We start from the raw sequence: 26919 nt of genomic DNA, 5'->3' as shown, positions 1-26919 counted from the left end.
AACAAACTTATTCATAAGATTTGGCGAATAACGTTCGGTTTTGGGATTATTTCCGAATCTCAGAGATTCTATTTCGTATTAAAAGTTCGGATTTATACTGGAAAAAAATGTTTATGAAATTGACTTTAAATGCAGGTTTTCCGGCCCCAATAAGTCCGAAAATCTCCGGCACCTCGAACTCATGCTGAACTGTCCACGTTAAGCAGCCGCCCGAGTCAGGAAAAAGAGCAAACTTCCCGCTCTTTCCCTTTATTTGCAAAAAAAACACCGCCACGATGGGCGGTGCCGAATGCACGAAGCATTCAGGATTAGGATAGGAGTGGAGAGAAACCATACTGTACTTTTATTATATGTATCCGTTTTCATATTGTCAATAAGCGTTTTCATTTTTTAATGAAAATAAAAACGCAGGGTCCTCTGCGACCCTGCGGCATTTCGAAGTTAAAAATAAACCGAATACTCAAGAGATCGGAGAAGCTCGACCGCGCGTTCAAGATCCTCGCCGTGGCGGAAGGACAAGCGCAGCACGCCTGGCACGTCCTCCCTGCTCTCGATGATGTGCAGGTTGCTGAGATTGATGCGGGCTTGCCCGAGCTCCGTCGCGATCCGACCCACGATGCCCGGCTGATCGGGTACGTCGACGTAACATTCGTGCAGCGAAGTGATCATGCCTTTGCGTCGCTCGGGCAGATTGTCGCGAAACCGGCCTGCGCTGCTGAATTGCTCGACGATGCCGGCGCCTTCCCGCTCCTCGAGCAGCCGCTCGAACGCGGCGATCTCTCCCCGCCAATCCGCGAGCAGCTTGAGCAGCACGTCGCGGTTGCCGAGCAAAATGTCCCGCCATATGTAAGGATCGCTGGAAGCGATCCGCGTAATGTCGCGGAAGCCCCCGGCTGCCAGACGCCGGTACAGATCGTTCGATTCGTTGTAGCCGGCGATCTGGTTGACCAGCGCGACGGCGATAATATGCGGCAGATGGCTGATCGCGCCCACGATGTCGTCGTGCAGGCCCGCCTCGATCTTGACGATGTTGGCGCGCGTCCAGCGAATCAGTTCTTCAAGCCGCTCGATCGCCTCGGGCGGCGTGCCCGGCGACGGCGTTAGCACGTAAAAAGCATTCTCGTACAAATCCGGCGTGGCGGCCTCGACGCCCGAGCGCTCCGATCCTGCCATCGGATGACCGCCGATGAAAACGGCGCCTTTAAGCTTAAGCCGCTCCGCGCAATTTACGACAGACGCCTTGGTGCTGCCGACGTCCGTGATGATGCACCCTTCTTTAAGCGGCAGCTCGGACAGCCGCTGCAAGTAATCGTCAAGCATGCCGACCGGGACGCACAGCACGATGACGTCGGCGCCCGCAGCCGCCGCTTCGATCGACGTCGTCGCTTCGTCCACGACGCCGAGCGCCAAATATTTGTCGACCGATGCCGCGTTCACCGAATGGCCGACGATGGTAAGCCCCGGCTTGCCCTTCCAGCACAGCGCCAGCGAGCCGCCGATCAGCCCGACGCCGAAGATGGCGATCCGCAGCGGGGCTTTTCCGTTTGGAGTCGTTTGCAACGTTTCGTGAACGGCTTTGCCTTCGATCATACCCTACGCTTGCACCCCGATTTCCTGCAGAACGGCTTCCAGCGCTTGGGCGACCTTGGCGTTCTGCTCCGCGCTGCCGATCGTGATGCGAATGCGCGTCGGATAGCCGCGCTGGCCGGCCCGGATGATGACGCCCTTGCGGAGCAGCGCGTCGAATACTTCCAGGGAAGGACGCTTCACGTCGACCATAATAAAGTTGCCGTGCGCAGGGAAGTAGTCGAGTCCAAGCCTGTCGAACTCGGCGCGCAAAAATGCCAGTCCCTCGCGGTTGGCCGTGCGGCACCGATCGAGGAATTCGTCGTCGTTAAGCGAAGCGAGCGCAGCCGCCTGGCCGAATCTCGACGTATTGAACGGCTCGCGAACCTGGTTGATCGAGCGGATCAAGCCTGGCGCCCCGATGCCGTAGCCAATGCGAAGCGAGGCAAGGCCATAGATTTTCGAGAATGTGCGCAGCAAAATCAGGTTGGGGTAGCGCTTTAGCAGCGCCAGACCGTCGGAATAGGACGGATCCTCCACGTATTCGCAGTAGGCCTCGTCCAACACGACGAGGACGCGGTCCGGCACCTCGTCGAGGAAGGCCGTCAGCTCTTCGTCGCTGACGATCGTCCCCGTCGGATTGTTGGGATTGCACACCCATACGATTTTTGTCTTATCGTTCACCTTGGCCAGCATCGCCGGCAGATCGTGCTTGCCGTCCGCGAGCGGGACTTCGACGCTGACGCCGTTTTCGATCGTAACGTTGTGCTTGTACTGCGGAAAAGTCTCGACGGCCATAATCGTCTCGTCGCCCGGTTGCAGGTATGCGCGCGCGATCATCAAAATAATCTCGTCGGAACCGGCGCCGAAAATAATCTGGTCGGCATTCACGCCCGTACGCTTTGCGATGGCTTGCGTCAGCTCGACGGCAGCGCCGTCCGGATAAATGCTGATTTGCTCGATCTCTCGGCGAATCGCGTCCGCCGCCTTGGGGGAGCTGCCGAACGGATTTTCGTTGGAAGCCAGCTTGATGACCTCGTCGAGGCCAAGCTCGCGCTTTACTTCTTCAATCGGCTTGCCTGGCTGGTAGACGGGCAAATCGACGATATTCGGTTTGGGCTGCATAGGACGGTTTCCTCCCTGGCTTCATCATAAAGGACGGAGCGATTGTCCGCTCCGTCCCAAGAACAACATGCCTCTATTGTGACATATCTCTATGTCGCTGTACAGATGCAAAGCTTTCAAACAAGCAAGCGCCCTCCGCTCGCCCGGCACATCCGGTGTCCGACAGCAGCCAGCAAGGAATCGGCGGCAGCCCTCTGTCTTACTATACTTTGCCCGCCTTGCGCGGCTTCAAAGCCGAGATAAACGCCTGAACCTCGGCAAGCCCGGCCTGCGTCCGATCGGCATCGCCCGATGCTTCCGGCGGCAGCGACGCTTCGACCTGGCGCACGATCGCGCTCCCGACGATGACGCCGTCGGCGACGCCCGCGAATCGCTCCGCCTGCTCGCGAGAGGAGATGCCAAAGCCGACGCAGATCGGCACGCTGGACGCGCGGCGGACCGTCGCCAGAAAACGGTCGATGCCCTCGTGGAAATCGGACCGCACGCCCGTCACGCCAAGCGAGGAAACGCAGTAAACGAAGCCCTTCGCCTTGGAAGCGATCCGTTCGACGCGCGCATCGGACGTCGGCGCGACGAGCGGGATGAGGTGGACGCCAGTCCGCTCCGCAATGCCCCGCACCTCCGCGTCCTCTTCGAGCGGCAGGTCGGGAATGATGACGCCGCTAAAACCGTGTTCCTGCAGCAGGGCAAAAAAGTGCTCGAGTCCGAGCTGAAGCGCCGGGTTGAAATACGTAAACAGAATGAACGGCATCCGCACGCCTGCCGCGCGCGCTTTGCTCGCGACGCCGATGCAGTCGGTCAGCGAGATCCGGTGGCGGAGCGCCCGCTCGGAGGCCCTCTGGATAACGGGCCCGTCGGCCAGCGGATCCGAATAAGGCACGCCGAGCTCGATCATGTGCGCGCCCGCCGCTTCTGCGGCGGCGATGAGCTTGACCGAAGTATCCAGGTCGGGGTCGCCCATCGTCAGGAATGGAATTAGAGCCGTCTCTCCGCTCGCAGCCAGTTCTGCAAATACGGTATCGATAGCGTTCGCCGTGGTCGTGCTCATGGCAGATCCCCTCCCAAATATCCGATGATCGACTCGACGTCTTTATCCCCGCGTCCGGACAGATTGATGACGATCGTCTGGTCCTTCGGCAGCGTCGGCGCCAGCTTCAGCGTATGCGCCACGGCATGCGCCGATTCGAGCGCCGGAATGATCCCTTCCTTGCGGGACAGCAGCTGGAGCGCTTCGAGCGCCTCAGCGTCCGTAATCGGCACGTATTCGGCGCGCTTGATATCCTTCAGGTAGGCATGCTCCGGTCCGATGCCCGGATAGTCAAGTCCGGCGGAGATCGAGTGCGCTTCTTGCACCTGTCCGCCCTCATCCTGGAGGACGTAGCTCATCGATCCCTGGAACACGCCCGGCGTCCCCTTGGTCATCGTCGCCGCGTGCTTATCCGTATCCACGCCGCGGCCGGCCGCTTCGACGCCGATCAGGCGCACGGACGTATCCTCAACGAACGGATGGAAAATGCCCATCGCGTTGCTGCCGCCGCCGACCGCCGCGACGATGACGTCCGGCAGCCTACCTTCCGCTTCGAGAATCTGATCCTTCGTCTCGAGACCGATGACGCGCTGGAAGTCCCGTACCATCATAGGGTAAGGATGCGGCCCCGTGACCGATCCGAGAATATAATAGGTGTCGTCGACATGGCTGACCCAATAACGCAGCGTCTCGTTGCAGGCATCCTTTAGCGTGCGGGTGCCCGAAGTAACGGGCACGACCTCGGCGCCGAGCAGCTTCATGCGGAAAACGTTGAGCGCTTGTCGCTTCGTGTCCTCTTCGCCCATAAACACCTTGCATTCGAGGCCGAGCAGCGCGGCGACCGTCGCGGAAGCGACGCCGTGCTGGCCCGCGCCCGTCTCGGCGATGATTTTCTTTTTGCCCATACGCTTCGCCAGCACCGCCTGCCCGATCGTGTTGTTGATCTTGTGGGCGCCGGTATGGTTGAGGTCCTCGCGCTTCAGATAGATCTTGGCTCCTCCGAGATGCTCGGTAAGGCGCTCCGCGTAATAAAGCGGCGTCGGACGTCCCGAATATTGCTTGAGCAAATAACGGACCTCCGCCAGAAAGTCAGGATCGTCCTTATAACGGTTATAGGCTTCCTCTAGCTCATACAGTGCGTTCATCAGCGTCTCGGGGACGTAGCGCCCGCCGAAGCTGCCGAATCTGCCGTAAGTATCCGGCACTTGTGTCGTCGTCATGATTGCTGCTTCACCCTTTCCGCAAATGCGGCGATTTTGGTCGCGTCCTTGGCGCCGTTCGTCTCGACGCCGCTTGAAATATCTACGCCGTCAGGTTTGTACGCCGTCAGCAGTTCTTCTACGTTGTCCGGATCCAGGCCGCCTGCGACGAACAGGCGAATGCCGGCAGCCCGGGCTGCGCGCTCGTAGGCCGGAATGACTTCCCACGGAAAGGCGCGTCCCGTGCCGCCGCCAGCCGTATCGATCAGCACGGCCGATACCGCGCCGCCATAGGCGCCAAGCCTCGCAGGACCGCCTGCCGCAACTTCGCCTTCCGCGGCGGAGTCGCTCGATGCTTCTTCGCCGCCCGCTGATAACGCGCGCCATACTTCCACCCCGAATCGGCGGTCGACCTCCCGGCAAAATTCCGGTGTCTCCCCTTTGCCATGCAGCTGCACGACATCAAGCGGGGCGGCGGCAAGTACGGCCTCGAGCGTCTCAAGGGACGGATCGACGAACACGCCTACGGCAAGCGGCGGCCGCCCCTCGGCCATCCTGGATTCGCGCGAAGCGCGAATCAGCTCGCCCGCAAGCGTCGGCGTCACATAGCGCCGGCTTTTCGGCGCAAAGATGAAGCCGATGTAATCGACGGGCAGGCCGTCCATCGCTTGCAGCGTTTCGGCCTGCATGATGCCGCAGATTTTCACCGCGGTTCGCCTGGACGACGCTATCGCTCTATGCGGCGTTCGTTCCTGCTCTTCCGTCCCGCTCATCCTGCAGCCCCCGACTTAACGACAGGACCGAGCAAGCCTTCGATCGCAGCGCCCACGTCCGGCTGCCGCATGAAGTGCTCGCCGACGAGCACCGCTTGCGCGCCTGCCTGGCCGACAAACGCGATATCGTCCGGCGAGGCGATGGCGCTCTCGCTGACCGCCGTAACGCCCTGCGGCATTAACGCGATCAACTGCTCCGTTACTGACAGGTCGGTTTCGAACGTGTGCAAGTTGCGGTTGTTCACGCCGATCAGCGTGGCCAGTCCCACTTCGAGCACCGTCTCGAGCTCGGGTCGGTTGTGGACCTCGACAAGCACGTCCAGTCCGATATCCCGCGCCAGACGATGGTAGGCGTCAAGCTGCCGCTTGTCCAATATGGCCGCGATGAGCAGGATCGCGTCGGCGCCGATGAGGCGCGCTTCGTAGACTTGCCGCTCGTCGATCGTAAAGTCCTTGCGCAGCAGCGGAACGTTCACGCCTTCGCGGACGCCACGCAAATAATCGTTGCTGCCTTGAAAATATTGAACGTCCGTCAGCACGGAGATGCAATCCGTGCCGGCCGATTCATAGGCTTTGGCAAGCTGGACCGGGTGAAAATCGGGCCGGATTAGACCTTTGGACGGACTCGCCTTCTTCACCTCGGCGATCAGCCCGACCGGCCGTTGCCGGCGGCCTTCCCGAAGCGCCGCCTCGAAGCCCAGGCAGGCGGGGAGGCTCGCGATCTCGCGCTCGGCGGCGTTCAAATTCATCGACGCCTTCAGTGCCGCCGCTTCTTCTTTTTTCGTCGCTACGATGCGATCAAGAAACATGCCCGATTTCCTCCGTCCGCTTGATCCATTCCGCCAGCTTCGCGGCTGCCTTGCCCGAGTCGATCGTCTCTGCAGCGCGTTTGACGCCGTCCGCGAGGCTGTCCGCCCGTCCGGCTACATAGATGCAGGCGCCGGCATTGGCCAGAACGACATCGCGATAAGCTCCTCGCTCGCCGGCCAGAATGCGTCGCACGATGTCGGCGTTCTCGGTCGCGTCCCCTCCGATCAGTTCCCCGAGCGGCAGCGTCGCAAGCCCCAGGTCTTCAGGCGTAATGTCGTAAGTCGTGACGACGCCGTCCCTCAGCTCCGACACTTGCGTCGGCGCCGACAGGCTAATCTCGTCGAGTCCGTCGTGGCTGCCCACGACCATCGCGCGCTTCAGTCCGAGCCTGCCGAGCACGGCGGCGACCACGTCGGTCTTGGTTCTGTCGTACAAGCCCATCAGCTGGCGATCTGCGCCTGCAGGATTCGCGAGCGGACCGAGCATATTAAAAATCGTGCGGACGCCGATCTCCCGGCGGGGACCCGCAGCGTGCTTCAGGGCCGGATGGTACAGCTGGGCGAACATGAACGTGATGCCTGTATCGCGAAGGCATGAAGCGGCCTGCTCCGCCGTGAGCTGAATATTCACGCCAAGCGCTTCCAGCACGTCCGCGCTGCCTGCTTTTCCGCTCATCGCGCGGTTGCCGTGCTTCGCCACCCGCGCCCCCGCCGCAGCTGCGACGATCGCCGAAGAAGTGGAGATGTTGAATTTATGAATGCCCGAACCGCCCGTGCCGCAAGTATCCAGCAGATCCTCGTGAGGGGCCGCCACCTTGCTCCCGAAGTCCCGCAGCGCCTCCGCGAAGCCGGTTATTTCTTCAATGGTCTCGCCTTTGAGCCGGAGTGCGACCATGGCCGCGCCGATCTGGGCGGGCGTCGCTTCGCCCCGCATGATCAAGCTCATGACGCCGTGCGCTTCTTCCTTCAACAGATCGTGACCGGCCATCAGCTTCGACATCGCTTGCGGCATCGTTATATTCGCATCAATAACTGTCATCGTCGTATCCTCCCGAGCTTCAAGTAAGTGCCGATCAATCGTAGTCCAGATTCGTGCTGCGGTCCCCCGCCATGACGATCAGCCTGCCCTGCTTCGGCTTGGCCGCAGGCGGGAACATCGCTTCCGCGGCGCGGATCGCCTTCAGGCAGCCTTTGGCTTTGTTGACCGTCTCCTCGTACTCGCTCTCGGGCACGGAATCCCAAACGATGCCGGCGCCGGCTTGCACGTAGGCCTTGCCGCCCTTGAACACGATCGTGCGGATCGTAATGCACGTATCCATGTTGCCGGAAAAGCCGAAGTAGCCGATCGCGCCCGCATACGCGCCGCGCGCTTCCCGCTCGAGCTCGGAGATAATCTCCATCGCCCTCAGCTTCGGCGCGCCCGACACGGTGCCTGCCGGCAAGCAGGATAAGAACGCGTCGAAAAACGTTTTGTCCGTCGCGAGCTTGCCCGTCACGTTGGACACGATGTGCATGACATGCGAGTAACGCTCGATCTCCATGTACGAGTCGCAGCGCACCGAACCGAATTCGGAGACGCGCCCCAGGTCGTTGCGGCCCAGATCGACCAGCATCACATGCTCCGCGCGTTCCTTTTCGTCCGCAAGCAGTTCCTTGGCGAGCGCTGCGTCCTCCTCCGGCGTTCGGCCGCGCGGGCGCGTGCCTGCGATCGGCCGGGTCTCGACGCGGTCGCCGTCGACCTTGACGAGCAGTTCGGGCGAGGCGCCCACGATCACTTCGTCGCCAAGCTTAAGCATGTACATGTACGGAGACGGGTTCATCGTCCGCAGCATCCGGTATACCTGAAGCGGATCGACCTCGGTCTCGATGTGGAATCGCTGGGAGAGGACGACTTGGAAAATGTCTCCTGCCCTGATATATTCCTTGGCTTGGTTCACGTTGGCGAGGAACTGCTCTTTGGTCAGGTTCGAACGGACGTCCCCGAGATCGGGATCGACGGGCGGCGTACCTACCGCTGGAGCCGATGGCGGCAGCGGCTGACGCATGCGGGCGATCGTATCGTCCATGCTTGCGGAAACCTTCTCGTATTCGCGTTCGATCTCTTCTTCGGTTGCGCCGTCCGACACATGCACGTTGCCGATAACGAGCACCTGCTGCTTGAAGTGATCGAAAACGACGATGCGGTCGCAGAACATGAAGTGCATGTCGTCCATGTTAAGGTCGTCCTCCCGATGCGGAGGCAGCCGACGCTCGTAGTATTGAAGCAAGTCGTATCCGAAAAATCCGATCGCGCCGCCCGTAAACGGCGGAAGCTCAGGCAGCGCGGGACTGCGATAGCCCCGGAGTCGCTCGCGCAGGAGCTTCAGCGGATCCGTCGTCTCGAACGTCTCTTCGCGTCCTCCCTGCTCGATCGTCACCTTGTTTATTTTCAGCCGCAGCACCATGAACGGATCCGTGCCGATAAACGAATATCTCGCCCATTTAATGCCGCCCTCCACGCTCTCGAGCAAAAAGGCGCGGCCCCCTTGGCCGAGCTGCTGGAAGACGCGAATCGGCGTCTCCGTATCCGCCATCAACCTTCTGACGACCGGAATGACATTGTAGGCGGCGGACAACCGAATTACCTCCTGAAGTTCTTTCCCGCGCTGCTGTTCCATCTCATCTATCTCCCCTCTCCAGGTCCGCAACCGGTGCGGGCCCGCCGATGCGCCGGATCTGATGCCGACGATTGAAACACGAGCTTTAAAAACGCAAAAATCACCTCTGCGAACGCAGAGGTGACATCATAGATAAGGGATATGTAGACATGCAACAACCGGTCGTACGACCTGGTACGCATGCTGCCTATGCCGACTTCGCGCTCCGCATGGAAACGCAATCGACCGCTCCGCTCATCTTCTCTCTGCTCGTCTCACCCGCGCGTAAGTCATCGTCCCTCCGGCCGACGGTTCTGCGCCAAGTAATGTGTCTACTATAGCATCGCCGGGGGGCGGGCGTCAACGGGAGGACGACAGATCCGGACGAAGCTTGACCGCTTCGCCGAGATAGACGTGGCGGATCTCCGCCTGCGTCGCATTCGTATTCACGTGTACCATCAGCCGAATGCAGCGCTCAAGCCCTCCTTTGACAGGGATCTCTACGGAGCACATCAGCGGCACCAGCTCCCAGCCTGACATTCTGCGGATCGCGCTGGCCGGGAATGTCGCGTCCAGGTCCGGCGTTACCGTAATGAACACGCTGCAAATATCTTCGGGACGCGTGCCGTTCTCTTCTACGATCGCATCCAGCAGCTCGATAGTAGCTTCCAAAATTGGTCCTGCTTCATTGGCGTCCACCGTGATGGCGCCTCGAATGCCTCTCATGCTCACGCGCTTCAAGCCTCCTCTGTCAACCCTTCGACGATCTCTTTTACCCATGCAGCGCTGACGTCGCGCCGAATCTCGACGCTGCCGATCGCCGTCGGCACGACGAATACCATGCTGCCTTCGCTGAACTTCTTGTCGTGCTGCATCGCCTTCATGATCTCGTCCGCGGCGAGATGAGCCGGAATGCGAACCGGCAGTCCGAACTTGCGGAAGATCGCTTCCGTCCGGCTCGCGATCTCTTCGCCGTAGCCGAACCGGGCCGCGAGCCGCGCGGAGCCGACCATCCCGATCGCGATGGCTTCGCCGTGCAGCAATTCGCCGTACCCGGCTGCAGCCTCGAGCGCGTGCCCGATCGTATGTCCCAGGTTAAGGATGGCTCGCAGATCGTTCTCCCGCTCGTCCCTGGAGACGACGATCGATTTGACCTTGCAGCCTTCATACAGCGCGTAGCCGAGCGCATCGGGATTGAGCGCGAGCAGCCGCTCAGCGTTGTTCTCGCACCACTCGACGAACGCCGCATCCCAGATGAGGCCGTGCTTGACGACCTCGGACAAGCCGGATTTGACCTCTCGCGAAGGCAAACTGACGAGCGCGTCCAGATCGTACAGCACCGCTTCCGGCTGATGGAAGGCGCCGATAATGTTCTTGGCGAGTCTATGGTTGACGGCCGTCTTGCCGCCGACGCTGCTGTCGTGCGCCAGTATCGTCGTCGGCATCTGCACGAATCGGATGCCGCGCATGTAGACCGCGGCGAGGAACCCGGCCAGGTCGCCTACGACGCCTCCGCCGAGCGCGACGACTGTCGATTTGCGGTCGAGACCGCCCGTCAGCGCGTCGGCGACGAGCGCGTCAAGCCGCTCCAGCGACTTGGACGACTCGCCCGACGGCACGACGGACACGGTCACACGGTAGCCCGCGTTTTGCAGCGAATCCTTGATCTTGTCCGCGTACAAGCCATGCACGGAAGCGTCGGTGACAAGCAGCAGCGGCGAGCCGGTCGGCAGGCCCAGCCGCTTGAAGTATTCGCCGGACGCCGCGTGAAGGCCGGAGCCGATATAAATCGGATACGAGCGTTCGCCGAGGTCGACCGTAAGTTCGCGGACTTCTCCTGCGGCAGCCATTTAATAGGCCCTCGTCTGCTTCACGTAATTGTCATAGTTCGCGCGGATTTCTTCCAGCGAATCGCCGCCGAACTTTTCGAGGAACGCCTTGGCGACTTCCCAGACGACGACGCTCTCCATCACGACGCTCGCCGCCGGCACGGCGCAGGCGTCCGAACGCTCGACCTGCGCGGTAAAGGGCTCGCGCGTGTCGATGTCGACGCTCTTGAGCGGCTTGTAAAGCGTCGGGATCGGCTTCATGACGCCGCGCACCACGATCGGCTCGCCGTTCGTCATGCCGCCCTCAAAGCCGCCCAAGCGATTGCTCGCCCGGTGGTAGCCCTTGTCCTCGGTGTACAGAATCTCGTCATGCACCTGCGAGCCGGGCCGGTCGGCCGCCTCGAAGCCGATGCCGATCTCCACGCCTTTGAAGGCATTGATCGACACGACTGCCTGGGCGATACGGCCGTCCAGCTTGCGGTCCCACTGCACGTGGCTGCCGAGACCGATCGGAAGGCCTGTCACGATGCATTCGACGACGCCGCCGATGGAGTCTCCGTCCGCCTTGGTCTTGTCGATCAGCTCGATCATTCGCCGCTCCGTCTCGGCGTCGATAACGCGCACGGAAGAAGCTTCCGTACGCTCTACGAGCTCGTCCACGCTGATGTCCGCAGGAAGCGGCGGCGCCTTGATTCCGCCGATCGAGACGACGTGACCGGCTACGCGAATGCCAAACTCTGCCAACAGCTGTCTGGCTACGGCGCCTACGGCGACTCTCGCCGCAGTCTCGCGCGCGCTCGAGCGCTCCAGGATGTTGCGAAGGTCCTTCTGCTCGTACTTAATTCCGCCGTTGAGGTCGGCGTGGCCCGGACGCGGACGGTGAACGCGCCGCTTGGCTTCGTCCCCACCCTCGATCGGCTCTACGTTCATGACCGAAGTCCAGTGCTTCCAGTCGTTGTTGGCGACGATAAGGGCAACCGGCGCGCCGGTCGTACGGCCATGGCGCACGCCGCCTACGATCTGCGCCGTATCCTGTTCGATCTGCATGCGGCGGCCGCGGCCGTGACCCTTCTGTCTGCGCTGAAGCTGGAAGTTGAGCGCCTCGAAATCCAGCTCCAGGTTGCTCGGCAATCCTTCGATAATAGCGGTAAGCTGCGGGCCGTGCGTCTCCCCCGCGGTTAAGTAGCGTAGTGTCAAGTGAGTTCCTCCCCAAGTCTTGCGGCAACCTCGAATACTTTCGTTTATTATAGTACAGCGTTAAAGCTTTTGACAAGAAAAGAGCCCGCCCATACGGACGGACCGAGTGTCGGCGCGGCGCTCCCAGACGTGCTTCAGTCGCGGGAGCCGGCCATACCTCCCCCGCCTTCTCCTGCGCGGACTTTGTCCTTCGAAGCAAGACGAACCTGCACCGCTTCCGGCACCAGACCGAGGAGCGACGGATGCTCGAGCCCCAGTATTTGCGCACATTCCTGCGCCGTCACGAGTCCGCTCCGATAAGCTTCGATCGCTTTGCGCTTGTCCATGATTCCCTCCGCTGCCTCAAAGTTGCTCCTAGTATCGCGCAGCGGAGGCCGCTTCATACGATGCGGCGATAGAAAAAAGTATCGGCCGTCTCGAGACCGTATTGGCCCGGCGAGAAAATCTGCTCGGTGCTGCCGACGAAAAGGATCCCGCCCGGCTTCAGCGCCTTGGCGAACTTTTCGTAAAGCTGCTGCTTCGCCTCTTCGGTGAAGTAAATCATGACATTGCGGCAGACGATCAAGTCGAAGCCTTCCTGGAACGTATCGAACAATAAGTTCTGCTTTTGAAACCGGACGGCCCGTTTGAGCCCTTCGTCCACTTGGTACGCATCGCCGCTGCCTTTAAGATAGGCTGCAGCCATGTCCTTAGGCACCTCGCGGATCGAACGTTCGGGATAGACGCCGTTTTTAGCTTTGGCGAGTACGCCCTCGTCGATGTCGGTCGCGAGCAGCGTCGCTTGGCCGAGCGCGCCTAGCCGGTCGAGGATCATCGCGATCGTGTACGGCTCTTCGCCTGTAGAGCAAGCTGCGCTCCAAACCTTCAGTTTTGGCGTGCGTTTGATCATGTCGGGGAGGAATCGCTCCATCAGCATGTTCCACCGGTTCGGATTGCGCCAAAATTCGGATACGTTGATCGTCATGCGGTCCAAAAATTCGTTGCGAAGACGCGGTTCGTCCATAATCGCTTTAAAGTAGGAAGCAAAATCTGAAAAACCGTTTTTGACGCGCAGCGTCGTCAGCCGCCTGCGCATCTGCGTTTCTTTGTATTGCGATAGGTCGATGGAAGTCGCCTTGCGGATGTTCGCGATAAAATGGGCGAAATCCTCGTCCTCCGTCATAGACCGCGCTGAATTTTCGCTCATGCCCGTGCTCCCCGTCGGTTCGTAACGCTTGCCGTGTGCTTAGATCCAAACTTGAATGACTTTTTCGTAGTCCAGAAGCTCGTCCTCGGCAAAAAAGATGCCGATCTCGCGAAGCGCGTTGTCGTGTGAATCCGAGCCGTGAATCAAGTTGTAATTCGTATGTATCGCGTAATCTCCGCGGATCGTGCCCGGCGCGGCCTCGATGCCGCTCGTCTTGCCGATCAGCTGCCGTGCGGCGGCGACCGCGTCGTCTCCCTCCCAGACCATGGCGAACACGGGACCGGAAGTAATGAACGTGATGAGACGGTCGTAGAAGACTTTGCCCTTGTGTTCTTCATAATGCCGCTCTGCCAGCTCCGGCGTCACCCGCATCAGCTTGGCGGCGATCAGCTTCAGTCCCTTGCGTTCGAAGCGGCCGACGATCTCTCCGATCAGCCCCCGTTCGACGCCGTCAGGCTTTACCATGAGATACGTGCGTTCCATCATTCAACCTCCTGTATTACGGAAGGCCTGTCCGGCGCATCCGCGGCATTTCCATCATTTTACCACAGGCATTTCCATCATTTTACCACAATCGTCTCGATTAATAGCTTCTTTGCGCCACAAATCTCGCGATATCGGCCAAATTTTTGCGCGCGGGAATGGACGGCAAACCTTCAAGCAGCTTGAGGGCCTTGGCCATGTACCGCTCGGCAAGCGCTTCGGCCTGCCGGATGCCCGCGCTTCCCCGCACGAGCTTGACTGCCGCGCTCGAGTCCGCCGTACCGCCCGCCGCCTGAATGCGGGCGATCTCGCCCAGCAGTTGGTCCCGGAGGGCCGGCTCCTGCAGCGCATACAGTACGGGCAGCGTTATATTGCCCTGTCTCAGGTCGCTGCCCGGCGGCTTTCCGATCGCCTTTTCCGTACCGCATAAATCGAGCAGATCGTCCGTAATCTGAAATAGCATGCCTACGTTGTAGCCGTACCGGTACAAGATGTCGCACTGCTTTTTCGGCGCGCCCGCCGCCATCGCGCCCAGCTGGCAGCTGATGGCGATGAGCAGCGCGGTCTTGCGTCGGATGCGCAGCAGATAGTTGCGTACGCTCTGCTCCGTGTTGAAGAAGTCGCGGATCTGCTCCATCTCTCCGATGCACATCTGAACGATCGCGCCGGACAGAATCTGATGGATGCGCGGATGCGCGAGCTCCGTCGCGATGACAAGCGATTTTCCGTGCAGGTAATCGCCGGTGAACATCGCGATGCGATTGTCCCACTTCGCCTTGACCGTCGGCTGTCCCCGGCGCGTATCGGCGTCGTCGATGACGTCGTCGTGCACGAGCGATGCCATATGGATAAGCTCGAGCGGCACCGCGACGCGCTTGAGCTGGTCGAGCGAATATTGGCCGAACTTGCCCGACAGCAGCACGAACACCGGACGCAGGCGCTTGCCGCCCGCCTTAAGCAGGTGAAGCGCCGATTCGTTCAGCAGCGGCAGGTCGCTGGCGACGCTGCTCGCCAATGCGTCCTCGATCGCCTGCAAATCGGATTTGAGTGAAGCGTAAAGCTGCATCAACTTCATATAGTCACCTTCGGTTCATTGTGGTGGGGCCGCTGGCGTCGCGACCGGTCCGGCCAAGCTCCATTCCTCGATCGCGACATCCTTCTCCAGGTGGCCGAGCTCGCGCGCATACTTGAAAAACAAGGACAAGCCTTCGCGCTGTCCCGCACCGAAATCGTGGTTCAATCCGTCGAAGTAGCCCTTCCAATAGGCTTCGGTACCTCCGACGGTGCGCAGCGCATGATCGATCACCGGCCGCATATCGCCGTAAGATCGCCGCTTGGAATCGACCAGCGCTTCGTAGATTTCTGCGATGTCCGCATACTTCGCCGCCGCCGCTTCTCGTCTGACCGCCCATACGGCGAAGGTCATCCACATGCCCGTAAACCGATACCAGCTGTCCGACAAATCGATGACCTCGTATCCATGATTTTTCCAGGAAGCTCGAATGGCATGGTCTCCGATCAACAGCGCGGCATCCGCGTGCGTCAGCATCGATTCGAGATCCGGCTCGGCCGACTCGTAGACCGGGTGACCGCCGTGGAACTTTTCCATTAATATTTTCAGCAAATTCACCGATGTAGCCGACGTGGTCGTCATGGCGATCCGGCCGCCGTCCAATACAGTCTCAAGCGGCGACTTCAGGAACAGCAGAATCGACTGTACGGGACCTCGGGCGCTAACCGACAGATTCGGGAGCAGCACGTAGTCTTCGCTGTTAAGACCATATGCGAACGAAGAGATCGCCGCCATGTCGATCGCGCCTTCGCGCAGCCGCCGGTTAAGCTCTGCAGGCATCGCGCGCACCAGCCGAGGCGCGCACCGGAGCAGTTCCGGCTCGAAATGATGGAATACCGGCCATACGTTCGTATAGTCGATTCTGCCGATCCGGATCGGCTCCGTCCGGTCATGATTCATTGCTCTCGCCCCATCTGCTGTATAAATGATGATCCAGACCCATGACGTCCATGATCTTGCCTGTCATGAACCTGACGACGTCTTCCAGCGACTGAGGTCCCTGGTAAAAAGCGGGCATGGCCGGAATGATGCGCACGCCGATCCGCGCGAGCTTCAGCATGTTTTCTAAATGTACGGCGTTCAACGGCGTCTCCCGCGGCACCAGCAGCAGCGGACGCCCCTCCTTCATGGCAACGTCGGCCGCCCGCGTCAGCAGGTTGTCCGAGCTGCCGTGGGCGATGGCCGAGAGCGTCCCCATCGAGCAGGGCACCACGACCATTCCCTCGCATCTGAAAGAGCCGCTTGCGATCGCTGCGCCGATGTCGCCCGGCGGATAATAGACCAGTTCTCCGCCTTCCAGGCCCGCGAATGCTCCGGCAACCGAAGCCGCGCGCTTGGTCGCGTCCCAGCCCAGCTCCTCCTTGAGCACGCGCCAGCCCGCTTCGGAGACGACCAGATGTACGTCGATGCCGGCTCTGAGCAGTTCCCGGCACAAGCTGATGCCGTATGCCGCGCCGCTCGCTCCGGTAATCCCGACCGCCCAACGACGCGGACGTTCCCCCTGCCTTACCATGCGTGCACCAGCACAAGATCGATGAAAGTGAAAACGAACAACACCGTGCTAAGCACGCCGTTCATCGTAAAGAAGGCCGCGTTCAGCTTGCTCAAATCGTTCGGCTTCACGAGCTGATGCTCATAATAAAGCAGGACGGCCGCGATGATCGTGCCCGCCAGATACCACCAGCTGAGGTCCGTTAACGCGAGCAGTAAAATGAAGCCGGCTAGCGTGACGACGTGCATGACTCTTGCGGTCATGAGAGCCGTGGCGATGCCGAAGCGCGCAGGGTACGAATGCAAGCCTTCCTTGCGGTCGAAGTCGACGTCCTGGCAGGCGTAAATAATATCGAAGCCGGTCGACCAAAGCGCGACAGCTGCGAAGAGCACGACCGCCGGCCATGTAATCGTCCCGGTGACGGCAACCCAGCCGCCCAGCGGAGCGAGCCCGAGCGTAAGGCCCAGCACAAGGTGGCATGCCCACGTGAAACGCTTGGTGTACGAATAGATGACCGTCATAAAGACTGCGATCGGCATCAGCTTAAGCGCCAGCGGATTCAACTGAGAGGCCGCCCAAAACAGCAGAACGAAGGAAATGATGACGAAAAGCACCGCTTCGGAAGACTTCAGCAGCCCAGCCGGAATCGCTCTTCCGGCCGTCCGCGGATTGCGTGCGTCGATGGCTTTGTCGATGATGCGGTTCAGGCTCATGGCCGCCGTCCGCGCGCCGATCATCGCCAGCAGGATCCAGCCGCATTGCGCCCAGGAGGGCAGCTCGCGGTTGACGGTGACGGATCCCAGAATCGTACCGACGTAAGCGAACGGCAAAGCGAATATCGTATGTTCGAACTTAATCATTTCAAGAAAAATTTTCAACTTCCGAATCATGCCCGTTCATTCCCTTTCTTCCCCATATGCAGCGCCGCGACGCCGCCGGCCAGCGGATATGCGCGCACTTCCTGCAGGCCCGCTTCCCGGAACATCTCGGCAAGCCTCGGCAGGTCGGGAAAATCGGCCAGCGATTCGGGCAGCCAGCGATACTGGTCGTATTTGCGCGCCACGAGCTTGCCGAGCAGGGGCATCAGCTTCTTGAAATAAAAGTAGTAAATCGCTTTAAACGGCTGCCAGCCTGGCTTGGACATTTCCAGGCACACGACTTGACCGCCTGGCTTGACGACGCGATGCATCTCGGAAAGCACTTTGGCATAATCGGGCACGTTGCGCAGGCCGAAGCCGATCGTGACGTAATCGAAGGTGCCGTCCGCAAACGGAAGCTCCATGGCATTGCCCTGCACGAGCTCGATCTGCCTGTCCAATCCTTTTTGCTTGACCTTCTCCCGGCCGACGGCAAGCATGCCGGCGCTGAAATCGAGCCCCACGGTCCGGCCCGTGCCGCTTGCCTCTGCCAACGCGATGGTCCAATCGCAAGTGCCGCAGCAGAGGTCGAGCGACGTCTCTCCGCTTTTAACGTTCATCTTGCGCATAGTGAACTTCCGCCACGCCTTGTGGCGGCGGAAGCTGATGATGTCGTTCATCATATCGTACTTCGGCGCAATGCTCTCGAAGACGGAATGAACGTGATTCTGCTTGGACTTCGCATCCATTCTGGTCATCCCAACTCCTTGATAGCCGCGGCCGGCACCCACGTAGGTCCGTGAAGAAACGGCTCGATTAAACTTGCCAGCTCCGTCGCCAGCTTGTCTGACGGGATCTTGGGCAGCATGGCTTGAAGCTGTCCGGCAGACTGGCCAAGCAGCGCGACGAGCTTGTCCGCAACGCCGTACTTGTCCATCAGCTGTCGCAGCAGGCCGTGATCGTCAGCCCGCTCTTCAAGCGCTCGCCGGTCCTCGACGCTTCCTTCGCCCATCACGTGCCACACGCCCCAGCTCCCGCTCAGCTCATCCGGACGCTGAAGCCGGACCAGCTCTTGAAGCAGCAGTTCGCATCTTGAAAAACGTTCGACGAGCTCGGGCCACAGCTTGGCGTATATGCCGCTCATCAAATGCCCGAAAGACATGAAAAGGCCGCCCCGGATCGCTGAACCGTAGCTGACGTATTCTTCGGCGTTCATGCGCATCTGCTTCATTTTGCCGTATAAGGACATCTTGATCCGATTCACTTCGCATACGGCTTCGCTGAGCCGTTTGACCGTCTCGATCTGACCGGCCTGCGACAACAAATGATAAAAACGGCCGCTGAAATAGTCGCCCGCCAGCACCTTCATCTGTCTGGCCCGCATTTGCTTCGTTTGCGTTTTGGCGCCGCTCTCTTCGTTTTCGACCAGGTCGTGCGTATCGAGCCCCATCTGGACCAGGGACGTCGCGAGCGGATACAACTCCGCCTGTCCGCCCAGATCCTGCAGGTCCGCAAGCACGGCTTGAAGCAGACGGACGCGTCCTTCCGGGAACTCGGGCAGGTCCGTATGCCTAGTGATCATATCGTATTCTGTATATTTGCGGGCCAATTGCGCGATCGGTTTACGTGTCATGTTCAGCCTCCGGAGTTGCAAAACGCGGGTGTCGTCGCTTTTTTCAATTTATTAATTATAACATAACCGTTTGCGCGCCGCATGAGACGCGCCAACGTTCATTAAAATGCTAAATTTGCAAGCCAGGCCCGGCCGGCGGTCGTCCAGTTCAAATGAAAATCGGATGCAAGCGGCCCCTGCGACTGCATGGATTCATTAATGACGGGCCAATCCGAGGCCCTTAAATCGGCGGAAGCGAGCAGCACCCTGCCCTCCCCCTCCGGCACATAGATCCGAACAAGGAGCTGTCTCACGTTATTCACCCGCTCGAACGACGCCCTGGACAATTCGTAAATGTCCCCTAACAGCGATTCGCTCCCCTTTGCGCCCGGCGCGACAGCGAGATCGACGCCCAGGATGCCCGGTTCCCATCTGACGCGGCTCAAGTCATTTACAAGCGGCAAAGGATCGATCAGGTCAACGACGCCCTCGTCCACGAGCCGCTCGCTGCGAATCGGAACGAACAAGCTAACCTTGTCCGTTCGGGAATGCTCCGGCCGCGTCGGCTGGAGCAGACTGAGCAGCACAATGACGCATACGCCGGCTGCAAGCAACGCGATTCCGCTCCACAAGTGACGCATGGCTATCCCTCCCGTGACCGGCCTTCCGCTCCTTCCCATTGTATAAACAAAAAGGGCAGGCTATGCCTGCTCTCCGAGACATGCTTTTAGTTGTCCGTCTCGACAGTTCCGTACTTCGTCAGCACCGTAGCTTTGCCGCGGATCTTAATGGCGGACGTATGATCGGTGAATTGCGCGATCAGCACCTCGCCCTTGTCCAGCTTCTCCGTATGATGAAAACGGGTATCCTGTCCGCGCGTCAATCCAATCACGTTCACGCCGCTCTCTTTGGCTTTGATGACGATGTAATCCGCTTGAATCGGTAATTCCATATCGACTGCCTCCTTGTCGTATGCCTAGCGGCTGCCTGCAACGATTAACGCCCCTATCAATAAAAACGGCTCCCCGGGTCAAAGCCGCGGGAAGCAGTCATGTTCACGTATGTAATGGTCGGAACGGCGGGATTCGAACCCACGACCTCACCCACCCCAAGGGTGCGCGCTACCAGACTGTGCTACGTCCCGGAATAATAGCGAACGTCTGTGATTATATCACGCTCTATATTACGCGTGCAAGCCTATCGCATTCGAACTTTGAAAATTTTCGTAACCGTCGAGCTCGGGCAGCCGGCGGCGGTGTCGCGAGCCGCCGGCCATTAATCTTAAGCTTTGGAAGGCTTGAGATTCAGTTTGTAAGCAGGCGCTTCGGAGCCTTCCCGCAGGAAAGCGACCAGGTCCTTGTGATGGGCTCTGGATACCGGCGCACTGATGCCGCCTTCGAAAAACACGCGCCCGAGATCTCCGTCGTAACGCTGGATTTTTTCCGTCTGCACCAAATAGCCGCGTTCGACTTTTCGGAAGCCCTCGCCGGATAAATAGCGGTCGAACTCTTCAAGGGAGCTAAGATGGCTGAAGACGCCATAAGATGTCTGAAACTTGATAACTCCGTTCTCGATGAACTGGAACAGCACATCTTCGAGCGGAATCTCGATTACTTCAACCTCTTTGCCGCGGCGAATGGAAACCGGAATCAATTTGCTCATCTGCGGAGCTCCTTCGGCATTGTAGGTTTGTTCAGGAATACGTAGCAGCCCGTGAATGCGAACAAAGAAGCGACCGCTACGAGAAGGGAACCTACGACACTGTATGCGCGTTTTTTCATTTTTCTTCACCTCCTTCCTTAAATGGCAGCAGAAGCGTCTGAACGGCAAAAGTCAAAGCGAGCAGGTCGGATCGAATCCAAAGGTTGGAAGCGACGATCGCAAGCCCGATCGCCTTGAGAACGGGATAATGTCTCGGCTTGATCCAGGCGTATTTGTCGAAATTGGAAGGCGCGAAAATCGCGACCATGGCGAAAGCGAATAGGGTCAGTCCGAGCGACCACGCGCCTGCGAGAGTGATGTGAGGGATTAATGTCAATACGATCGTAGAACCGACGATGCAGCCGACGTTGGAGTGCAGGTGGTACCCCCCCGTCGCGAGGCGGAGAATCGCAAAGGAAACGATAACGGCCACCGTCGCCGCCGGCTCGCCCGTCACCGCGCCGAGCAGCATCGTGACCGCTGCGATGAGCACCGTATTGACGATGATCTTCAGCGCGTATTCGATGACGTCGGCAGAAGGCGCCTGAACGCCCGCCTCGGTCATCCTGAAGTTGAGGCCTTCCGAGTATTTACGCAGCATCCTCATTGTCCTTCCTTAGCGCGATATATAGAAACGGAGGCAATGTCAAAAGGAATACGAGACTCGCATATACGACATAATCTTCGAATTCGTTTCTGAATACGTAAGCCAGCACCATAAACGCCACGATTGCAGAAATGATGACGGCAATCAATGTCGCATTCGTTCCTTTGAACTCCAAATCGTGTCTCCTCGAGGTCGGCACGAAATCGAATCCCCAGTTAAACCGCTTGATGATGCGCGCAACGATGAACATGAATATAAAAGTAAGCAGCTGCGCCGACACGCTGATCGCTTCGTCGTCCTTGATCGTCTCGACTGAAATCGAGTTGTACTGGCCAAGCGCCAGAATCGTGAGACCCTGCACGACGATGAGCAAAGACAGTCCCGCAAAATTCATGATGATCGAATAAAAAATCGGGACTCGAAACAAAATCCACAAAATGATGACATAAAGAAAAAATTGTATATAAGTCGAAAGGTTTACGGTCTCCGGATTCAATCTCGTAAAATAGGAAACCTGGCTCATCATGAACGCAACGATCGATACGGTGATGAAGGCCCTCCTGTTGAGTCGGAATCGGAAAAGGGAAAACATGACCAGAAAGACGCCAAAGCATTCGATGGCGGCTCCTACAATGAATGGTACATAATGCATTGGCTTTGAGCCCCTTTTATCTAAAATACTATAAAACGATAAAATCATCCACTGCTGGAAGATATTATTTCTCAAAATACATCCGAATACCTATTCTGATAAAATACTAACATTCGTGTCGATGCGTGTAAATCGCTTTATCGCAAATATGAGTCCGATTCGCGAGCTTCGGGAGCGAATAGAAAAAGCCATCTTCGCCTGTCAAAACAGGCAAAGATGGCTTCCCTTGCGCAGCGTACGCGGCTTGAGATATGTATGCTCGCGCCAACGCTTAGGTCTTATTATTTAATTCCGTCCTTGAGCGCCTTCCCCGGCTTGAACGCGGGGATCTTGCCTGCCGGAATCTCGATCTCGTCGCCGGTCTGCGGGTTCCGGCCTTTGCGGGCGGAGCGTTCGCGGACTTCGAAATTGCCGAAGCCTACGAGCTGTACCTTATCGCCGGATTGGAGCGCCTCGGAGATGACGTCGAAAACGGCGTCTACCGCGGAAGTCGCGTCCTTCTTGGAAAGGTCGGCAAGCTCGGAAACCTTCGCGATCAGTTCGGTCTTGTTCAATGCATTCACCTCCCATACGGACAACTGGCGTAGTATCTGTTTATCCGTTTCAACGAAAATTATACACATGAAAACGGCGGCGCCGCAAGCGGCAAGCCTTACAAACCCTTTATTTACGCCCTGCGGCGGCTCAAATGGACGAAAGTGACGGTGAGCGCGAGAACGAGAACGGCCCCTTTGATAATATCCGTCGTGTAATATTGAACGTGCAGCATCGTCAGACCGTTGATCAGAATGCCCGTCAGAACGGCCCCTACGAAAGTCCCGATAATGTTCGGACGGCCCGCTCCGAACACGGAGTAGCCGACGAATACGGCCGCGACGGCATCCATGAGCATCGGCGCGCCGGCGTCGATCTGGCCGGATCCGACGCGCGCGGTATACAGAATGCCGCCGATGGCTGCCAAAACGCCGGATGCGACGTACGCCCAGGCGCGAACGCGGCGCACTCTGACGCCAGACAGCCTTGCGGCCTCTTCATTGCCGCCGGTCATCGTCGTCTGACGGCCGAAGCGCGTATACCGGAGAAATACATGCGCCCCGATGACCGCGAGAATCATCAGTATGACCGGGAAGGGAACGCCGAACAGCTTGCCTTGTCCGATCCAAAGAAAGTCGGGATTCATGACGCCCGGCGCCTTGGTGCCGTCCTGGAACTGCATGTTGTTGTATATCGAATATCCCTTCGTGTAAGTCTTGTGAATGCCGCTCACGATGTACATAACCGCCAAGGTGGCCAGCAGGTCCGGAATCCGGACTTTGACGATGAGAAAGGCATTAAGAAGGCCTACGGCGGCTCCTATGAGCAGCGGCACGATCAGCACGACCGCCAGCGGCAGCTCGTACCAGATCATCATCGTGGCCGTCGCGACCGTGGTCAGCGACACCGTCGAGCCGACGGACAAGTCGAAGCCGTCTACTGTTAGCGAGATCGTCACGCCGATCGCCACGAAGGTCAAAATCGAAATCGAACGCAAAATGTCCACGAGATTCGAATACGTAAAAAAGTATTCGTTGCGCAGCGAAAAAAACAGGATGACGAGCCCGATAAAAATAAGCGCGCCGTATTTGTAAGAAAATTGCAACAGCCGGTTATTCACGCCAGATCCTCCTTGCCTGCGCTCGCATAATAAAGAAGCTCTTCCATGGTGACGTCGCCCCGGGCGAACGCTTTGACGATCGCGCCGTCGCACATCACGAGGATGCGGTCCGCGAGCCCCAGCGCCTCGGCGAATTCGCAGGTCAGATACAGGACGCCTTTGCCCGCCGCCGCCAGCTCGCCGATGATGCGGAAGATATCCCGCTTGGCGCCGACGTCCACGCCTTTGGTCGGCTCGTCGAACATAAACACCTCGGCGTCGGTCTCCATCCATTTGCCGATGGCGACCTTCTGCTGATTCCCGCCGCTTAAATAGCCGACAAGCTGGTTAGCCGAAGCCGTGCGGATGCCCAGCTGTCCGATCGTTGCTTCCGCATGCTTGCGCTCGGATAACCTGGAGAGGAAGCCGAGCGCGCCGCTAAGCTGCTTCAAGATCGGCAGGCTCAGGTTGTGAAGAACCGACGAGCCGACAAGGATGCCTTCCTTGCGGCGCTCCTCCGGCACAAGGGCGATGCCCGCGCGCACGGCGTCCGCAGGAGAGGCGAGCTTTGCCGTCTTGCCGGCGATTTTAACCTGTCCCCGATCGGCGGGGTCCGCTCCGAACAGCAGCCGCGACAGCTCCGTCTTGCCCGCGCCGACAAGCCCGACGACCGCGACGATCTCGCCTCGCCGAACCCTCAGGCTCACGCCCCGGACGCGGTGTCCGGCGGCGACGTCCTCGACCTCGAACAGCGTCTCTCCGATCGGTACGTTCGCCTTGGGGTATTCTTCCTCGAAGCTGCGGCCGAGCATGGCGCGCACAATATCGCCCGCAGCGACCTTGGAAGCCGGCTCCGACAACACGACGTTCCCGTCGCGCATGACGGTGATCCGGTCGCTGACCTGCGTAACCTCGTGCAGCCTGTGCGAGATGAACACGATGCCGATGCCTTGCTTTTTAAGCCCGTCCATAATGGCGAAGAGACGGTCCGCTTCCTCGAGACTGAGCGGGGCCGTAGGCTCGTCGAGAATAACGAACTTCGCTTCCTGCACGAGAAGCCTGGCGATCAGCACGATCTGCTTTTCCGCAAGCGTAAGCTCGTCCGCCCTGCGCTTGACCGGGATGCGCGATCCGATCCGGGCGAGCACCGCCTCCGCTTCCCGGCTGATGGCGGACCAGTTCATCCACATCGGGCCTTTGCCCGTGGCGATCCGGTCGAGCATCATATTCTCCGCTACGGTGAGATGGGGCACGAGCGACGTATCGACTTCCTGGTAGACGCAGTGAATGCCTTCCGCCTTGGCGTCGGCCGGCGACGCGATCGACAGCTTCCGTTCTCCGATCCCGATCGTGCCGCCATCCGCGGCGTAAGCGCCGGACAATATTTTCATCAGTGTGCTTTTCCCTGCGCCGTTCGCGCCCAGCAGGGCGTGCACTTCCCCCGGACGCAGCGTGAAGTCCACGCCGCCCAGCGCGCTCACGCCTGCAAACGACTTCGATATGTTGCTCATCGCGAGCTCTCCGAAGACGCCCATATCCGCAACCTCCTTTCGCAATTCCTTCCGATCGCAATACAGGACGGCGCGGTCAGAATCCCGCGCCGTCCTCGTCCCTACCCTATTTTACTTGGCGCCGACGGATTGCTCAAGCGCCTTGAGGTAATCCGTGTTGCCCGTATCGCTCGCGCCCCATCCGTCCACGTATTGGGACAGATCGGCGGTCGTTACTTTCTTGTCTGTCGGCAGCGCGTCGCGGCTCACGTATACGGAGTCGAGTTGAACGGTCGGAGGCGTCTCGTCGCCGTGCAACTTTTGGTACAGGTAACGGACTTGAACTTGACCGATCGAAGCCGGATCGACGGCCGCGGAAGCAACCCATGGGCTCGTCGGATCCTGAATCAGCGCAAGGTCTTCGTCGCTCAGGTCGATGCCATAGATCTTGATCTCGTCGCGTCCTGCTTGTTTGACCGCGTTGGCCGCGCCCTTGGCGAATTCGTCCCAAGCCGCCCAGATGGCCGTGATGCTGCCTTTTTCCGGATATTGCTTCAAAATAGCTTCGGTCCTCGTTTGCGCGTCGAGCTGAGCGCCGTCAGCGGTGCCAAATGCGGCAAGTTCCTTGATGTCCGGGTTGGCGTCCAAAAATGCCTTGTAAGCAATCTGGCGGGACTCCATCGGCGGGAAGCCTGCGACCCAGATTTTAACGATGGTGCCTTTGCCGCCCGAATCCTTGGAAAGCGCTTCGAGCGTTTGCTCGGCCATCTTCTGGTCGTTCTGCGCGATGCTTGTGACGCCGGCGTTGGTCAGACCGGAGTCGAACGCCACGACCGGGATACCGGCCGCAATCGCCTTGTCAACGCCGCCGGTCAGCGCGCCTGCGTCGCCGTGGTCGATCAGGATGCCGTCGTACTTCTGGGTGACGGCTGCGTCAAGGTTCGTCGCCATGACGTCGAGCTTGTTGTCGGAAGGAATGACGGTAAGTTGGCCGCCGAACTTTTCGACTTGCTTCTTGACGCCGTCGACGTACTGGGCAGAAAACGTACCTGTGTTCAATCGCATGATGAGCGCGATCTTCTTGCCTTTAAGCGCGTCTGAGTCCCCTCCGGCGTCGGATGCGGATGGCGATGCCGATTCGGAAGCCGAAGCGGACGGCGATGCCGGTTCCGAGCTCCCGGTAGCGGCGTTGTTATTTTTGCTGCCGCACGCGGACAGGAGCAGGACAAGCGCCATGGCGAGCGCGAGCCAGGTCCCAAAGCGATAGTTCTTTTTCACTAGAAAAGCCTCCCTAATCTACTAAATCATTTTGTAAAATTAATATAATTCAATATTCCCAAGTATGTCAATTGGTTTTTGTGATTATAGTCTTGCATAAATCATACAAGAATTCATTTTAGGCGAACGATGTCGAATTAACAAGAATAAAATATGAATTAACGGTAAGATCAACCGTCAGGCGCTCTCCCGGTTGCCGCTATAAATAAAAAAATAGATCAACCAGAAATCTCTGGTTGACCTAATATTACGAAACCGCCTGAGGCAGATCATCCTGGCGGCCCTTTTTTGTTTGGCGAATATCCGAAATTGGCGTCGCGGGGAAAACGGTCGATGTTTTGTTTGGCTAATATCCGAAACTGGCGTCGCGCGGAACACGGTCGTTATCTCATCCGAAAACCGTTCCCATTGGCCCCCGTATTGTCGCAAGCGTCTTTCTTTCGCAGAAATGCCTGCAAATACACATCTTTTAAAGCTGATGTCGCTCCGATAAAACAGGATAGATGCAAAAACGCAGTTAATTCCCTTCACCAGTCCGATTTTCGGCTTGCGTTTTGTATTTACCTGTATATTCTCCTAGGCCCCCTAATCAAATTGGAGTCCCTCCCTACAATGTTTTAAACTAGGGATAAGGGAGATGAGCGGGATGGGAAAAAGGTTAAAGGAAGAAACACGGCTTAGAATTGTTAAGGAAG

Annotated in this window: 30 protein-coding genes and 1 tRNA gene; all 31 read right to left on the bottom strand. The window is 58.8% G+C overall.

From position 1 onward, the window contains the following. Positions 1–441 precede the first annotated feature (441 nt). Positions 442–1590 carry a prephenate dehydrogenase gene (locus tag ACFOTD_RS33810; protein WP_378124393.1) on the bottom strand — a complete coding sequence of 383 codons (1149 nt, stop codon included), beginning with the start codon at positions 1588–1590 and terminating at the stop codon, positions 442–444. 3 nt (positions 1591–1593) lie between these two features. Beyond that, on the bottom strand, positions 1594–2691 hold the full coding sequence (hisC, locus tag ACFOTD_RS33805; RefSeq protein ID WP_378124392.1) for a histidinol-phosphate transaminase: 1098 nt from the start codon (positions 2689–2691) through the stop codon (positions 1594–1596). Positions 2692–2893: 202 nt separating this feature from the next. Continuing rightward, entirely contained in the window at positions 2894–3739 is an 846-nt protein-coding gene (trpA, locus tag ACFOTD_RS33800) for a tryptophan synthase subunit alpha (protein ID WP_378124391.1), read from the bottom strand. Next, on the bottom strand, positions 3736–4938 hold the full coding sequence (gene trpB / locus ACFOTD_RS33795) for a tryptophan synthase subunit beta (RefSeq protein ID WP_378124390.1): 1203 nt from the start codon (positions 4936–4938) through the stop codon (positions 3736–3738). The genes trpA and trpB overlap by 4 nt, the downstream gene beginning before the upstream one ends. Then, entirely contained in the window at positions 4935–5690 is a 756-nt protein-coding gene (locus tag ACFOTD_RS33790; RefSeq protein ID WP_378124389.1) for a phosphoribosylanthranilate isomerase, read from the bottom strand. The genes trpB and ACFOTD_RS33790 overlap by 4 nt, the downstream gene beginning before the upstream one ends. After that, a complete protein-coding gene (trpC, locus tag ACFOTD_RS33785) occupies positions 5687–6499 on the bottom strand; it encodes an indole-3-glycerol phosphate synthase TrpC (protein ID WP_378124388.1) in 813 nt (270 codons plus the stop codon). Before trpC ends, ACFOTD_RS33790 begins: the two co-directional genes overlap by 4 nt. Then, a complete protein-coding gene (trpD, locus tag ACFOTD_RS33780; protein ID WP_378124387.1) occupies positions 6489–7538 on the bottom strand; it encodes an anthranilate phosphoribosyltransferase in 1050 nt (349 codons plus the stop codon). Before trpD ends, trpC begins: the two co-directional genes overlap by 11 nt. Before the next feature lie 34 nt (positions 7539–7572). Next, complete coding sequence (trpE, locus tag ACFOTD_RS33775; protein ID WP_378124386.1) at positions 7573–9156, bottom strand: anthranilate synthase component I; 1584 nt, start codon at positions 9154–9156, stop codon at positions 7573–7575. A 339-nt stretch (positions 9157–9495) separates the two neighbouring features. Next, positions 9496–9867, bottom strand: coding sequence for a chorismate mutase (gene aroH, locus ACFOTD_RS33770; RefSeq protein WP_378124385.1), 372 nt, complete (start codon positions 9865–9867; stop codon positions 9496–9498). A 5-nt stretch (positions 9868–9872) separates the two neighbouring features. Beyond that, complete coding sequence (gene aroB / locus ACFOTD_RS33765) at positions 9873–10985, bottom strand: 3-dehydroquinate synthase (RefSeq protein WP_378124384.1); 1113 nt, start codon at positions 10983–10985, stop codon at positions 9873–9875. Beyond that, positions 10986–12161 carry a chorismate synthase gene (gene aroC / locus ACFOTD_RS33760; RefSeq protein ID WP_378124383.1) on the bottom strand — a complete coding sequence of 392 codons (1176 nt, stop codon included), beginning with the start codon at positions 12159–12161 and terminating at the stop codon, positions 10986–10988. A 134-nt stretch (positions 12162–12295) separates the two neighbouring features. Next, positions 12296–12487: a hypothetical protein gene (locus tag ACFOTD_RS33755; protein ID WP_378124381.1), complete on the bottom strand. Its 192-nt coding sequence runs from the start codon at positions 12485–12487 to the stop codon at positions 12296–12298. A 53-nt stretch (positions 12488–12540) separates the two neighbouring features. Continuing rightward, a complete protein-coding gene (locus ACFOTD_RS33750; RefSeq protein ID WP_378124380.1) occupies positions 12541–13347 on the bottom strand; it encodes a CheR family methyltransferase in 807 nt (268 codons plus the stop codon). 39 nt (positions 13348–13386) lie between these two features. Then, positions 13387–13830 carry a nucleoside-diphosphate kinase gene (gene ndk / locus ACFOTD_RS33745; protein ID WP_378124379.1) on the bottom strand — a complete coding sequence of 148 codons (444 nt, stop codon included), beginning with the start codon at positions 13828–13830 and terminating at the stop codon, positions 13387–13389. A 100-nt stretch (positions 13831–13930) separates the two neighbouring features. Further along, on the bottom strand, positions 13931–14905 hold the full coding sequence (locus tag ACFOTD_RS33740) for a polyprenyl synthetase family protein (protein WP_378124378.1): 975 nt from the start codon (positions 14903–14905) through the stop codon (positions 13931–13933). 15 nt (positions 14906–14920) lie between these two features. Continuing rightward, the gene (locus tag ACFOTD_RS33735; protein WP_378124377.1) at positions 14921–15802 is read right to left on the bottom strand and encodes a menaquinone biosynthesis protein; all 882 of its coding nucleotides are present in this window, start codon (positions 15800–15802) and stop codon (positions 14921–14923) included. Then, entirely contained in the window at positions 15792–16415 is a 624-nt protein-coding gene (locus tag ACFOTD_RS33730; RefSeq protein WP_378124376.1) for a UbiX family flavin prenyltransferase, read from the bottom strand. The genes ACFOTD_RS33735 and ACFOTD_RS33730 overlap by 11 nt, the downstream gene beginning before the upstream one ends. Beyond that, entirely contained in the window at positions 16409–17284 is an 876-nt protein-coding gene (locus ACFOTD_RS33725; protein WP_378124375.1) for a UbiA-like polyprenyltransferase, read from the bottom strand. The genes ACFOTD_RS33730 and ACFOTD_RS33725 overlap by 7 nt, the downstream gene beginning before the upstream one ends. Next, positions 17281–18000: a demethylmenaquinone methyltransferase gene (locus ACFOTD_RS33720; RefSeq protein ID WP_378124395.1), complete on the bottom strand. Its 720-nt coding sequence runs from the start codon at positions 17998–18000 to the stop codon at positions 17281–17283. Before ACFOTD_RS33720 ends, ACFOTD_RS33725 begins: the two co-directional genes overlap by 4 nt. Before the next feature lie 5 nt (positions 18001–18005). Further along, a complete protein-coding gene (locus ACFOTD_RS33715) occupies positions 18006–18884 on the bottom strand; it encodes a heptaprenyl diphosphate synthase component 1 (protein WP_378124374.1) in 879 nt (292 codons plus the stop codon). A gap of 101 nt (positions 18885–18985) precedes the next feature. After that, on the bottom strand, positions 18986–19504 hold the full coding sequence (locus tag ACFOTD_RS33710; protein WP_378124373.1) for a hypothetical protein: 519 nt from the start codon (positions 19502–19504) through the stop codon (positions 18986–18988). A gap of 86 nt (positions 19505–19590) precedes the next feature. Then, on the bottom strand, positions 19591–19815 hold the full coding sequence (gene mtrB, locus ACFOTD_RS33705) for a trp RNA-binding attenuation protein MtrB (protein WP_378124372.1): 225 nt from the start codon (positions 19813–19815) through the stop codon (positions 19591–19593). A gap of 115 nt (positions 19816–19930) precedes the next feature. Continuing rightward, a tRNA-Pro gene (locus ACFOTD_RS33700) sits at positions 19931–20007 on the bottom strand. Positions 20008–20144: 137 nt separating this feature from the next. Continuing rightward, entirely contained in the window at positions 20145–20525 is a 381-nt protein-coding gene (locus tag ACFOTD_RS33695) for a LytTR family transcriptional regulator DNA-binding domain-containing protein (protein ID WP_378124371.1), read from the bottom strand. Next, complete coding sequence (locus ACFOTD_RS33690) at positions 20522–20644, bottom strand: cyclic lactone autoinducer peptide (protein WP_090112858.1); 123 nt, start codon at positions 20642–20644, stop codon at positions 20522–20524. Before ACFOTD_RS33690 ends, ACFOTD_RS33695 begins: the two co-directional genes overlap by 4 nt. Then, positions 20641–21165 (bottom strand): accessory gene regulator B family protein, encoded by a 525-nt coding sequence (locus ACFOTD_RS33685; RefSeq protein WP_378124370.1) that lies wholly within the window; start codon positions 21163–21165, stop codon positions 20641–20643. The genes ACFOTD_RS33690 and ACFOTD_RS33685 overlap by 4 nt, the downstream gene beginning before the upstream one ends. Continuing rightward, a complete protein-coding gene (locus ACFOTD_RS33680; protein WP_378124369.1) occupies positions 21155–21823 on the bottom strand; it encodes a hypothetical protein in 669 nt (222 codons plus the stop codon). The genes ACFOTD_RS33685 and ACFOTD_RS33680 overlap by 11 nt, the downstream gene beginning before the upstream one ends. A 281-nt stretch (positions 21824–22104) precedes the next feature. Continuing rightward, positions 22105–22377 carry an HU family DNA-binding protein gene (locus tag ACFOTD_RS33675; protein WP_090112863.1) on the bottom strand — a complete coding sequence of 91 codons (273 nt, stop codon included), beginning with the start codon at positions 22375–22377 and terminating at the stop codon, positions 22105–22107. Positions 22378–22490: 113 nt separating this feature from the next. After that, positions 22491–23477, bottom strand: a complete 987-nt coding sequence (locus ACFOTD_RS33670) for an ABC transporter permease (RefSeq protein ID WP_378124367.1) — start codon at positions 23475–23477, stop codon at positions 22491–22493. Then, positions 23474–24991, bottom strand: a complete 1518-nt coding sequence (locus tag ACFOTD_RS33665; protein WP_378124366.1) for a sugar ABC transporter ATP-binding protein — start codon at positions 24989–24991, stop codon at positions 23474–23476. Before ACFOTD_RS33665 ends, ACFOTD_RS33670 begins: the two co-directional genes overlap by 4 nt. 87 nt (positions 24992–25078) lie before the next feature. Beyond that, entirely contained in the window at positions 25079–26182 is a 1104-nt protein-coding gene (locus ACFOTD_RS33660) for a sugar ABC transporter substrate-binding protein (protein WP_378124394.1), read from the bottom strand. Positions 26183–26919: the final 737 nt, after the last annotated feature.

Source organism: Cohnella sp. GCM10012308 (assembly GCF_042649185.1).
In the GTDB taxonomy this organism is placed as follows: Bacteria; Bacillota; Bacilli; order Paenibacillales; family Paenibacillaceae; genus Cohnella.
The sequence above is the reverse complement of the archived record's forward strand: the minus strand, read 5'-3'. Positions and strand labels throughout refer to the sequence as shown.